This window comes from Flavobacterium omnivorum (assembly GCF_900099915.1).
GTDB classification, from domain to species: domain Bacteria; phylum Bacteroidota; class Bacteroidia; order Flavobacteriales; family Flavobacteriaceae; genus Flavobacterium; species Flavobacterium omnivorum.
This window is the reverse complement of the sequence record NZ_FNDB01000005.1, coordinates 197,772-210,222: the sequence shown is the minus strand read 5'-3', so window position 1 is coordinate 210,222 and position 12,451 is coordinate 197,772. Positions and strand designations below refer to the sequence as shown.

The following is a 12,451-nucleotide window of genomic DNA, read 5'->3' as shown; positions in this document are numbered from 1 at the left end:
TAAAATAGGGTGCAAAATTACTGTTTATAATCCATATAAACTAATGCTATTTTAAGAATTAATGATTTATTACAATTTGATTATCAGATTGTTATATTTTCAATTGTAAATTATACTATGCAGTCACAGCTATTTTAGTGGGATTATACCCTTTAGAATTTAATAATTTGCTCGAAAGAGTGTGTTTGCAGTGCTCTATTCGGATGTTTTCAAAAAATCAATTAGTTTTTTAGTTGCCTTTCCCCTATGACTGATTTTATTTTTTATCTCTAATGATAATTGGGCGAATGTTTCGTCATATCCGTCTGGCTGAAAAATGGGATCGTATCCAAAACCCTGATCTCCAATTTTTTTTGAAGTGATCAATCCTCGTGCTATTCCAGTAAAAAGATGCTGGTTGCCATTTAGATTTAATGCCATAACGGTTTTAAACTGTGCAGCTCTGTTATTTTTGCTGCCAAGCATAGCCAATAATTTATTCATATTATCATCTGCGTTGCGCTGTTCCCCCGCATAGCGAGCGGAGTAAACGCCAGGATCACCATTCAAAGCGTCTACTTCTAGTCCAGTATCATCGGCAAAGCAATTGTAGCCAAATTTTTCAGTCACATAATTTGCTTTTTGAATTGCATTCCCTTCAATAGTTCCAGCTGTTTCTGGAATGTCTTCAAAGCATCTAATACTTTCAAGACTCAATATAAGTATTGTATCAGGAAGCATGCTTTGTAATTCTAGGATTTTGTTTTTGTTATTAGAAGCGAAAACGAGTTGCATTTTTTTTGATTTAATTTGATTCTCCAAAGATACATTTTTTAAATATTCTACAATATATGTCATCAATACCATTGCCGAGGCACTTTTTCAGTATTATAATCTGCTGCTTTTGTTTTAACAGAAATCATTTGTAACTAATTGTAAATTAGTATTTTAATGAATAGTTAAAATCTTTATTTTTAATTTTTTTAACTAACATAAGTTGTATCTTTGATATGTGGTTTTGATTAATCACTTGAGTAAAACCATCTGCAAAGAGAAGCTTATTCAAATAGTCATTTCATACTGAAAGGTATGAGTTGATAAATGGTAAATCAAAATCTACAATCGGAGGCCCTTCAAAAGGCCTCCTTTTTTTATTATTGATGCAGTCGTTCATTGCTTTTATTGATTCGGGCTTAAAATGCTTAAAATCATTAAGTTAATAATTAGTTAAAGTGCTTTTTTTGAGTATTTTAAATTATAATATGCCTTATCTTTGAGTATGATTTTGCTTTGTTCTTGAATATGGCCATCTGCAAAGAGTAGCGTATTTGATAGTTAGGTGCATCGAAAGATGTAATCTGATAATAACAAATCAAAATCTGAATTGGAGGTCTGTAACAAGACCTCCTTTTTTTATGGCCTTATGCCAAAATAGGATTTTTGACCTGGTCTATTTTTTTGATCCAATTTTTGTTGAATTAATTTTTTATTAAAATTTCCTAAACTAATTTAACGGTATAATGTGTAATTGAAGACAATTTGTAGACCACAAATTAATTGCGTTAAATATTGGTTAAATGCTGATTAACAGTTGATTGTTGTAGAAACAAATTATATCTTTGGGAGTGATTCTGATTGAATACTTGGGAATGTCAATCTTATAATGAGATTGATAACTCACAATAGACTATACCAGCAACGGTAAGAGTTAATATCGGTAATTCAGAATCACATAGGAGGCCCTTTAAAAAGGCCTCCTTTTTTGTGGCTTATGTTAAAATGTATTTTACCGTTCTTAATTAATATATTGAATATCATATAGTTAATAATTAGTTAAAGTGCTTTTTTAAAATTGTTTAAAATGAAATTTGCGGTATCTTTGAGTATGATTTCGCTTTGTTCTTGAATACGGCCATCTGCAAAGAGTAGCATATCTAAGAGTTAGTTGTATCGAAAGATATAAGCTGATAATAACAAATCAAAATCTGAATTGGAGGTCTGTAAAAAGACCTCCTTTTTTATGTCTTCACTGAAAATTAATATTTATTTGTCAATTCATTTTAAAACATATTTTTCAAAAAAGAGGCTAATGAATAATGCTGTTTTAATGGTTTATATTCAGATAGTTAATGATTAGTTAAGACCATGATTGATGTCTTTTTTACTGAAAGTAAATGGTATCTTTGAGTGTGGTTTTGATTAATTACTTGAGTGTTTATCTTCACCAGAAGATTATTGACAATTCAATAATCAGCTATACGATATACAGTATGAGTTGATAATGGTAAATCAAAATCAACAACTGGAGGACTCAAAAGGTCCTCCTTTTTATTGGTATAATTTTCAATTTTAATTTCTGATTACGCTTTTTAAATTATCGGGAAAGTACAAATCGGTTAAATGAGCAAATTCATCACCACGCATGAAAATGTTTATATCTATCTTTGTAGCTTTTTTTCCTGCGGCAGCGAGTAGTTCATTTGCCGAATGCAATGTGTTTTTATGAAAATGAAAAACACGTTCTGATTTGTCTGTTACAACTAATCCTTTTATTAAAATTTTGTCTTGTGTAGCCACTCCTGCAGGGAATGTATTGGTATTGCAACGTAATGCTTGAATACAGCCTATTGAAAACATAAAGCTTCGAGCGCTATTGCAAATATGTGCACCAAGTGCAACTGCGCTCAATATTGAATAGCCCGATATCATTTTCCCACTGCAAATAATACGTATGCTGTTTCTAATTTCAAAACTTACTAAAGTTTTATTGACAAATATAAGTGCAGGTTCAAATGGCATTCCCGCACAATCTGCAAATTCTAATGGTGCAGCTCCCGTTCCACCTTCGGCACTGTCAACAGTGATAAAATCGGGGAAGCAGTTTTGATTAATCATTTCTTGGCAAATCATCTCAAATTCTGTAGTGTCCCCGATGCAAAGTTTCAAGCCTATTAGTTTTCCATTTGAAAGTGCTCGTAATTTTGATATGAAAGCAATCAAACCTTTAAAATCTTCAAAAGCAGAATGATTGTGTGGTGAAAGAATCGTTGTATCTAGTGAAATACCTCTTATTTTAGCAATTTGTACCGTGTTTTTTGCTGCCGGTAAAACTCCTCCATGGCCTGGTTTAGCTCCTTGTGATAATTTAATCTCAATCATCTTTACTTCTGGTAAATTTGCTTTTTTAGCAAATTTACACCGTCAAATCCACCTCTATCATCGCGACAACCAAAATAACCCGTTCCTATTTGCCAAGTAACATCACCTCCTTGCTGATGGAATTCGGTTAAGCCGCCTTCACCTGTATTGTGATAGAAGTTTCCTTTTAATGCTCCTTTATTTAGAGCCATGATAGCATTCTCACTCAAAGAACCAAAACTCATTGCAGAAATATTCAATAAAGAAGCTGAATAAGGCTGTAAACAGTTTTTTCCTCCAATTGTTATTCGAAGAAGTTCCTCATTGACAACCGGAGGAAAAATGGAATGTTTAATGCCTTCATAATGGGTATCGTTTAAATTGAGTTGTGTTCCAAAAGGAGTAGTAGAATCGATATTTTTGGCTCTCTGATATATGAGGGAACGCTCATTTCTTGAAAAAGGTTTTCCATCAGTGGAACGTTCTATAAAATATTGTTGTATTTCTGGAGCTATCATTTTGAATAAATATCTGAAATAACCCAAAACCGGAAAATTTCTTAAAATAGCATGTTTGTGTTGGATGCTGTTAGCCAAACCAATTAATAATATAATGGTCAAGAGAATCATAAATAGCAGGCCTATATTGAAATAAAAATAAATAATACCGTTTCAAATTAATGCGGATAGTACTTAAATGAACAACTTTTGTCTCATTCTCAGATTTGTTTAAGCCCCTAAAATACTAAGAACGTTAAATATTTCTTACTTTTAAAGCTTTTAATTATAGAGGATTTTTTTAATTCGCATTCGCGTTCCTGATTAAGGACGTGGTTTGAAAACCAGAAGGTCCTTTTTAACGTATCTGTTTTTAATTAATAACAATTCACAAACTATGAGTCTAAAAATAGATAAACAGCCACTTGCTGTTTCAAAATTTTTATTTTTCGTCTTGTTTTTTTCTAATACGTATGCACAGTATGTCTTCCCAAGAGATGCAATTCCTCAAAAAATTTCTTTACACAAATACACCACGATTGCTGATGTAGGTCAAAGAAATTTAGATGTGAAATTTGTTATGGCTAATTTTGATGCTTTGAAACCACTACAATTAGAAACTGAAAATGACGATTTAGGTTTTACTCAAAATAATTTCTGGTCAAAAACAGTACTAAAAAACCCGACTAATTCTAGCTTGAATTACTACTTAGAAACGGCCAGACCTATTACTGATTTAGTCGAATTATATAGCGTAGATAGTATTAATGGGAAAATTACAAAATTAGTAAGTGGTGATGCCATTCCGTATTCGGAACGAAGTTTTGAGAACCGTAAAGCTATTTTCAAAATAGACCTTGCGCCAAGATCGACTCAGCAGTTGTATTTGCATTTAAAGAGTGATGGTGAAGCTATTAAAATTCCAGTCATGCTGTATTCAGCAGAAAGTTTTATGACAATGATATCAAATGAACAATTATTCTTTGGTATGTTTTATGGAATTTTAGTCATTGTTGCGATAATCTATTTCTTCTTCTTTTTTGCTTTGAGCGATAAGATCTTTTTATACTATAGTTTGTATGTTTTTTTTGTGGGTTTGTTACAATTTGCTTTAGATGGATTTTTCTTTAAATTCGTTACGCCAAATGCAGGTTGGTTTTCTAATCATGCCTTATTGTTTATAGCGATTATTGCGGTTTTTCTATCGGGTAAATACAGTGAGTTATTTTTGAAAATTAAAAGTAATAGTCGAAAAATCTACATTCTTTTTAATGTTGCCTATGGTTTGTTGTTTTCCTTATTGTTCTGCGTTATTTTTATCCCGTCCATTTTGTTGTTTTCTTACATTTTGGTTAATGTGCTTACACTCGTATTTCTAATCTTAATTGTTTATTCGATAGCCTATCTCTATTATAAAAGGAAGCCCGTAGATGCCTTCTTTACTGCTGGTATTTTATTTTTAATCACAGGTTTTGGCATCTTTATTTTGTACAATTTCGGATTATTACCGAATACCTTTTTTACTCAAAACAGTTCGAAATTGGGAACCGGTTTAGAGGTTATTTTCCTATCCCTTTCGATGTCCAAATTAATTAGAAATTTGAAAAACGAAAAAAATGAACTCAATCGGATAGCCTTGATCCGTTCTGAAGAAATGAACGATTTGAAGTCTTACTTCTTGTCCAACATCAGTCATGAATTGCGAACGCCATTGAATGCTATTGTAAACTTGATTGATTCCATTTCTAGTGAAGTTCAGGATGATAAAATTAAACAAAACTGTCAGGTCATAAAATATTCATCTCATAGTTTATTAAGTTCTGTTAATGATATTTTAGATTTTTCTAAAATTGAAAAAGGGGAATTGAAGTTGGAAATGAATCAATTTGATCCCTTGCAGGTTTTGCAGCATTTAAAAGATAATGCCAATCGAATTGCCATAGAAAAAGGATTGCAGTTTGAATTTTCTGCCTCAAGAATTGTTCCTCATTTATTATTTGGGGATCAAACTCGTTTACAACAGATTGTTAATAATGTTCTAAATAATGCTTTAAAATTTACATCCACAGGTTTTATTAAATTTATTATTGATAGTGAACTGAAAGCGAACAATAGAGCTCGTTTAATTTTGACTATTTCTGATTCAGGTGTAGGAGTTCCAAAAGAAAAAATGGACCGTATTTTTGCTTCTTTTTTTCAAAATAATAGTAATGATAAGCGCCAATTTGGTGGACTTGGATTGGGTCTTTATATCGTGAAAACATTGGTCAATATGCAAAATGGAACTATCGAAATGAATAGTACAGTCAACCAAGGAACAACGTGCATAATTGAATTAGATTTTGATGTAATAATACAGGAAAAAAAGGAAGTAACAGGAATTGAGCCCGTAGTTTGCGATTTAGGCGGTAAAACTATTTTGGTAGTGGAAGACAACCCCATTAATCAAATGGTTGTTAAAATGATAACTAAAAAATGGTTGAACACCACCGTTATTTATGTCAATAATGGACAAGAAGCACTCGAGGCATTCAAAATAAATCAATTTGATATTGTCTTAATGGATCTTCAAATGCCAGTTATGGATGGATACGAAGCGACAATTGCAATTAGAAATGGAGAAGCAGGAGCAGAGAATGTAAATATACCTATTATTGCCATAACCGCTGATGTGATGGAAACCACAAAGCAGCGGGTTAAGGACATTGGGATGAATCATTATTTATCCAAACCTATAAAGAAAGAAACCTTATATGAAACAGTAAAAAAATTAGTTTAGCTGAAACGCAATCGTACATATACATGTTTGATTCCTTTTTTTTCAGATTCTCGTTCGTCTATTTCCAAGATATCAGTTAATGATTTTAGCATAGGAGTTAATTTTACAAAACCATAATTTCTAGGATCAAATTCCGGTTTTCTTTTTACGATTAGGTTTCCCACATCACCTAGAAATGCCCATCCATCATCATCGCAAATATCTTCTATGGTGGTTTCAATCAATTCAATGGTTTCTGTGTCGATTTTGCTCAATGATTTCTCTATCGGTTTTTCAACTGTTTTTCCAGCAGGTTTTCCAGCAGGTTTTATAGTATCTGCGGAACGTTTTTTAGCTTTTTTCTGGATAGCGCCATCTAAAACCTCGATATAAATAAATCGGTCACAAGCAACAATAAAAGAATTGGGTGTTTTTTTCTCTCCAATTCCAATAACTTTCATTCCAGATTCTCTCAAACGAATGGCTAGACGCGTAAAATCAGAATCGCTAGAAACAATACAAAAACCATCGACTTTATCCGAATATAACAAATCCATAGCGTCAATAATCATCGCTGAATCCGACGAATTTTTACCCACGGTGTAGCTGTATTGTTGAATAGGTGTAATGGCATGTTCTAATAAAACACTTTTCCAGCCGCCAGCATTTGGTTTAGTCCAATCGGCGTAAATGCGTTTGGTGGTTGGCGTACCAAATTTAGCAATTTCTTCCATCATTCCTTTTACATTGCTGTATGGAACATTATCAGCATCAATGAGAACAGCCAATTTTAATTCCTTAGTATCTTGTGACATTTTGTAATGTTGTTAATTTTCGTACTTGAAAGGTACAGATTATTCTTTTGAATTGTATTTTTTTTATTTTTTGGATGCCAAATCTTTAATTGAAACTTCATTGATACGAACATCTATGAGTACCGCTTCTCCATTTTTTACAGCCACTAAAGCGTACGTTTCGTTTTTCTTTTTGATAGAGAATTCCTGATAGATTTTCTCGGCTTTTTGCGCTATATCTTCATTCATATAATACCGATTGAAAGGAAAATCAATTATTATTTTGGAGTTCATATACCCCAAACTAATTTTTGTTTTAATATATGATTCGCTATTTTTTGGTTTCATTTTAGAAATAGAACTGATTTTGGCGAACCCATTTTTGTCGGTAGTGAGTGTTGCAAAAACCGTTTCACTGCTACGCCATTTAATATTGTTTTGCACCGTGATTTCTCTTTCTTTAAAGAATAAAGTAATGTATTTCCCTCTCAACGGATCATAGGGATCTATTGGAGCCGTCTGGAATTTGAATTCGGTTCCAGTTTTCATAATATCTTCCTGATTGAACATCATTTGCAATGGAACGTAAAATTGCGCGACAATAACCAAGATGAAAATTAGGAGTGTGATTTTCTTATTTTTCATTTCTATTTCTTTTTTTAAGGATGAAATAATTAGCTAAGAAGAATCCTAAACCAATCGTTATAAATAGAATCCCTCGAAGGACGAAACTTAAATCCGTATCAAAAAAACGACATATAATAAGAATAGTAATTAGGAGTAATCCAAAATTCAATAGTCCCAGATGATTTAATTTAATACCACGTTTAACCTCGAAGATACCAATGAATAAAACGATTACATTGGCCACTATTGAAAACTCATAGGCACTAATAAGAGGAAATATATTCATCAAGAATACAAGTTCTAAAAGAGAAACTTCCTTAAAATTCGTTCGACTGTTTTTTTTGTAAAATAAGAGAGCGGCAATCAATGTGAGTGCACAAGCAATTATGAATTCTATCGATAGCAGTGTTTCTGAAATTGAATCCGTTTTGTAAAAAGATTTATTCCAAAACCATTTAAAACTATACAGTAATAACAGATAAAGTATTCCTAATTTTCCAACGATGAGAAAGCTGTTATTTTTTAATTTTTGTTTGTCAAAGAATGATGTTTTACCAATGAAATAAAAAATAGTGAACAAACTCATGTAACTCAAATACAGTAAATATCCATTTTTATGAGAAATTGTATCGAGACAAATTACAATTGATATAGAAATAAACCAGTTGTGAAACAGTGTAAAGTTGCTTAATGCTTTGGTTTTTACCAGCTGATAATAATGTGGAACGATTCCTAAAAGCAATAACCAATATAAAAAAGATTGAGTACTTGGATAGGTAAAGTAATTAGAATTACAGCAATAATATGTAATTCCTACAATATATAAAAGTGAAACTATAGAGGATTGAAGTAGATAAACCAAAGGCAAACTCAATAGCATCCAAGTAATTATAAAAGAATCTAAATCTCCAGGAATGTTATACACTTGAGCAACTAATGAAATGTTTGCGCCAATGGCAAAGAATAAAAAAACGGACGATGTTTCTTTCCAAACAGTGCTTTCAGATTTTTTTAAAATAGAATAACCACATAATAATTGACCAACAATAAGGGGAAGGAACGACAAGATTATTTTAGTTAATCGGGAAAGATTGTCCCAATTGTGAGCGAAAACAAGAATAATTCCAAGTCCAACAAGGATAGCTCCCAAAATTCCAAAAATAGAAGAGAGTCTGTTGTGGCTTTCTTCCTTTTTTTGGTGGAAATATTCGCGTATATTTTCGGCGGTTTCTGTAGTCACTACGTTCGCATGGAGTAGTTCTTCCAGTTCATTTATTATTTTGTCAGACATAAACTATGTTTCTATGAATCAAATATACAATGTTTATCATTGAAAATGGCACGAGGCTTCCGGTTTAATATAATCCTTTATTAGGTAACATTAGTTCATTTTGTATTGTCATACTAAGAAATCACGCATTATTTCATAATCTCTTAAATCGTATATTATACAACAGAAACTAGTTCTAAAGAGACAATAACATAAAGCCTGAAAAATAAATTTACTTTCAAGTCCTTTATAAAATTTAAATAATTATTTTTGCAACTTCTTAAAATTAAAATTATTACTTGATATATTATGGTAAAAGATTTATTCGAAAGGATTCAAAACAATAAAGGACCGTTAGGAAAATGGGCATCACAAGCAGAAGGATATTTTGTTTTTCCTAAATTAGAAGGTGAGTTGGGTCCAAGAATGCAGTTTGGTGGAAAAGATATTTTAAATTGGAGTTTGAATGACTATTTAGGGCTTGCTAATCACCCTGAAGTACGTAAGGCTGATACAGAAGCAGCTGTACAATACGGTGCGGCTTACCCAATGGGAGCGCGTATGATGAGCGGTCACACTAAATATCATGAGCAATTAGAGAATGAATTGGCAGCTTTTGTAAAGAAAGAGTCGGCATATTTATTGAATTTTGGATACCAAGGAATCATGTCTACAATTGATGCTTTGGCTACAAAAAATGATGTAATTGTATATGACGTTGATGCTCATGCTTGTATTATTGATGGAGTTCGTTTGCACATGGGGAAACGTTTTACATACCGACACAATGACCTAGCGAGTATGGAAAAAAACTTGCAACGTGCTACAAAATTAGCTGAGGTAACAGGAGGAGGAATTCTTTTTATTACAGAAGGTGTTTTTGGAATGCGCGGACAACAAGGGAAATTGAAAGAAATTGTTGCCATGAAGGAAAAATATAATTTCCGTTTATTGGTTGATGATGCACATGGTTTTGGGACACTTGGAAAAACAGGAGCCGGAGCAGGTGAGGAGCAAGGTTGTCAAGATGGTATAGATGTTTATTTCTCTACTTTTGCAAAATCGATGGCTAATATTGGTGCTTTTATAGCTGCAGATAAAGATATTATTGACTATTTGAAATATAATTTGCGTTCCCAAATGTTTGCTAAGGCATTACCAATGATTCAAACAATTGGTTCGTTGAAGCGTTTAGAATTGTTGCGCAATCACCCAGAATTAAAAGATAAATTGTGGGAAAATGTAAATGCATTACAAAACGGATTGAGAGAACGTAACTTTAATATTGGAGATACAAATACTTGTGTGACTCCTGTATATCTTGAAGGAAGTGTACCAGAAGCAATGATTATGGTAAATGATTTAAGAGAGAATTACGGTATTTTCTTGTCTATTGTAATCTATCCGGTGATTCCAAAAGGAATTATCTTGTTGAGAATGATTCCGACCACGTCTCATACGTTATCAGATGTAGAGGAAACACTTACTGCCTTTGAAGCGATTCGTGAAAAATTAGAAAATGGAACGTACAAAGAAATTGCATCTAGAACAACAGTAGATTTAGACGCATAGTTCCACAGCCACTCTTTTCGTTATAAGAAAATGAGGCAATAAAACTGAAAATTAAAAAGTAAAAAATCTCATTCACCACGGTGACTGAGATTTTTTTTGGTTCCAATCCAATGGAAATACCCTATATTTATTAAAATTAAACAAAGGGATATGACAAAAATACGTGTGTTGATTCTCGCTTTGGTGAGTGTTCTCGTTTCTTGTAAAAAACAAAAAGGAACTGATGTAACTCCAGAAAAAAATGATATTGAAGAGCCTATTTCTCAGCAGTTTTATAGTGGTAACATTAAAAAAGATACTATTTTAATGAATCTGACAATAAAAGGAAATCAGATACTATCGGGAAAATTAATTTACAATTTTTACGAAAAAGATAAAAATGAAGGAACACTTATTGGAGAACTAAAAGGCGATACGCTTCTTGCCGAATATACCTTTATGTCTGAAGGTATTTCATCCGTTCGACAGGTTGTTTTCTTGAAAAAAGGAAATACGTACGTAGAAGGTTATGGAGATGTTGTCGAAAAGGCTTCCGGAAAAGTAATTTTCAAAGATAGAAAACAATTAAAATTCGATGGAAAAAGCATTTTGTATAGAGAGAAATTTCACTCGAAACCTTTATAGAGTAAAGCAAGCCAAAATCGGAGATAGAATCAAAAAACCCCATTGGTAAATGGGATTTCCTCTCTAGACTCTATGATAATTCTTTCCGAAAAGTACATCTTCGTTTGTGAATAACGGGATAAAAATGCTTCCATAAGTTAATACTAGCTGCATTATCAGCTAGCTCAGGAGTTCTGAAGCAGTTTATAATTCCCTTTTCAGTGAAGGTCTCATAGTATTCATTGAAAATTATTGCAGTTACCGCCTTGTTTTGATAGTCAGGATGGACGCCTATTAAATAAAAAATAACACTTTTACTTTGCTTTTTAGCCCTTAGCAAATGCAAAAATCCAAAAGGGAATAATTTTCCTTTCGATTTTTTTAAAGCTTCCGCAAAATCAGGCATCACAATACTAAAAGCTACAATATTATGATCTTTATCCTCCACGAATTTGACATATTCGGGATTGATAAAGCTGATATAGTTTTTCTTGAAATATTCTTTTTGGGTATCTGAAATTGCTACAAAAGAGGATAACGAAGCATAAGATTCATTGAATAAATCAAACATTTTATCCACATGAGGCATTATTTCTTTAGTGGTTTTAAAATTTAACGGCGCCAATTGATATCTTTTCTTCACTAGATCATTGGCTTTCTTGAAAAATTCCGGTTTTACATTCGCGAAAGGAAATTTACTTTCAATATATTCTTTCTCTTTGATGTAACCCAGCTTTTCAAAATGATCTGCATAATACGGATGATTATACCACGTGATCATGGTTCCAATTTCGTCAAACCCTTCAGTTAGCACACCAACTTTGTCTAAGTTTGAAAACCCCATTGGGCCTTCAACATATTCTAAGTTGTTTTTTCGCCCCAATTCATACACTTTTTCGAGTAATGCTTTTGTTACCTCAATATCGTCAATGGTATCAAACCAACCAAAGCGGACTTTCATTTTTTGTTGATTTTTTACTTCTTTCCAATTTATTATTGCTGCAATTCGCCCTACGATTGAATTGTCTATATAGGCTAGGAAAAAATAGGCTTCGGCATCTTCAAAAGCAGGATTTTTTGTTTTATCAAAGGTTTCTAATTCGTCAGCAATAATAGGGGGAATCCAATATTTGTTGTCTTTATATAAAGAAAAAGGAAATTTTATATACGCTGTTAATTCACTTTTCGTAATCGCTTCTTTTATTGTAATCAT

General features: G+C 32.3%; 8 protein-coding genes and 1 pseudogene. 3 read left to right on the top strand and 6 right to left on the bottom strand.

Going from position 1 to position 12,451, the window contains the following annotated elements:
- Positions 1–195: 195 nt before the first annotated feature.
- A complete protein-coding gene (locus tag BLS90_RS07745) occupies positions 196–774 on the bottom strand; it encodes a non-canonical purine NTP diphosphatase (protein WP_091257144.1) in 579 nt (192 codons plus the stop codon).
- Between the two features lie 1,554 nt (positions 775–2,328).
- Positions 2,329–3,782: pseudogene (locus BLS90_RS07740) on the bottom strand (FMN-binding glutamate synthase family protein).
- Between the two features lie 229 nt (positions 3,783–4,011).
- Here BLS90_RS07740 and BLS90_RS07735 point away from each other — a divergent pair.
- Positions 4,012–6,393, top strand: a complete 2,382-nt coding sequence (locus BLS90_RS07735; RefSeq protein ID WP_091257089.1) for a hybrid sensor histidine kinase/response regulator — start codon at positions 4,012–4,014, stop codon at positions 6,391–6,393.
- Here BLS90_RS07735 and BLS90_RS07730 read toward each other — a convergent pair.
- The 3 genes from BLS90_RS07730 to BLS90_RS07720 form a co-directional block, all read right to left on the bottom strand.
- Complete coding sequence (locus tag BLS90_RS07730) at positions 6,390–7,187, bottom strand: NYN domain-containing protein (protein WP_091257088.1); 798 nt, start codon at positions 7,185–7,187, stop codon at positions 6,390–6,392. The two genes, BLS90_RS07735 and BLS90_RS07730, sit on opposite strands and share 4 nt — an antisense overlap.
- Positions 7,188–7,250: 63 nt before the next feature.
- On the bottom strand, positions 7,251–7,811 hold the full coding sequence (locus BLS90_RS07725; RefSeq protein WP_091257087.1) for a GDYXXLXY domain-containing protein: 561 nt from the start codon (positions 7,809–7,811) through the stop codon (positions 7,251–7,253).
- Entirely contained in the window at positions 7,801–9,084 is a 1,284-nt protein-coding gene (locus BLS90_RS07720) for a DUF2157 domain-containing protein (protein ID WP_091257086.1), read from the bottom strand. The genes BLS90_RS07725 and BLS90_RS07720 overlap by 11 nt, the downstream gene beginning before the upstream one ends.
- Before the next feature lie 288 nt (positions 9,085–9,372).
- On the opposite strand from BLS90_RS07720, the gene BLS90_RS07715 reads away from it, so the two are divergent.
- Together BLS90_RS07715 and BLS90_RS07710 are read left to right on the top strand one after the other, a co-directional pair.
- Positions 9,373–10,635: an aminotransferase class I/II-fold pyridoxal phosphate-dependent enzyme gene (locus BLS90_RS07715; protein ID WP_091257085.1), complete on the top strand. Its 1,263-nt coding sequence runs from the start codon at positions 9,373–9,375 to the stop codon at positions 10,633–10,635.
- 150 nt (positions 10,636–10,785) lie between these two features.
- Entirely contained in the window at positions 10,786–11,259 is a 474-nt protein-coding gene (locus BLS90_RS07710; RefSeq protein WP_091257084.1) for a hypothetical protein, read from the top strand.
- A gap of 70 nt (positions 11,260–11,329) precedes the next feature.
- Here the strand turns inward: BLS90_RS07710 and BLS90_RS07705 are convergent, their stop codons facing one another.
- Positions 11,330–12,451, bottom strand: a complete 1,122-nt coding sequence (locus BLS90_RS07705) for a GTP cyclohydrolase (RefSeq protein ID WP_091257083.1) — start codon at positions 12,449–12,451, stop codon at positions 11,330–11,332.

Excerpts from the sequence above, each read along its gene's own strand:
- BLS90_RS07745 (WP_091257144.1), bottom strand. The coding sequence starts at position 774 with ATGCAACTCGTTTTCGCTTCTAATAACAAAAACAAAATCCTAGAATTA.
- BLS90_RS07735 (WP_091257089.1), top strand. The coding sequence starts at position 4,012 with ATGAGTCTAAAAATAGATAAACAGCCACTTGCTGTTTCAAAATTTTTA.
- BLS90_RS07730 (WP_091257088.1), bottom strand. The coding sequence starts at position 7,187 with ATGTCACAAGATACTAAGGAATTAAAATTGGCTGTTCTCATTGATGCT.
- BLS90_RS07725 (WP_091257087.1), bottom strand. The coding sequence starts at position 7,811 with ATGAAAAATAAGAAAATCACACTCCTAATTTTCATCTTGGTTATTGTC.
- BLS90_RS07720 (WP_091257086.1), bottom strand. The coding sequence starts at position 9,084 with ATGTCTGACAAAATAATAAATGAACTGGAAGAACTACTCCATGCGAAC.
- BLS90_RS07715 (WP_091257085.1), top strand. The coding sequence starts at position 9,373 with ATGGTAAAAGATTTATTCGAAAGGATTCAAAACAATAAAGGACCGTTA.
- BLS90_RS07710 (WP_091257084.1), top strand. The coding sequence starts at position 10,786 with ATGACAAAAATACGTGTGTTGATTCTCGCTTTGGTGAGTGTTCTCGTT.
- BLS90_RS07705 (WP_091257083.1), bottom strand. The coding sequence starts at position 12,451 with ATGATTACAATAAAAGAAGCGATTACGAAAAGTGAATTAACAGCGTAT.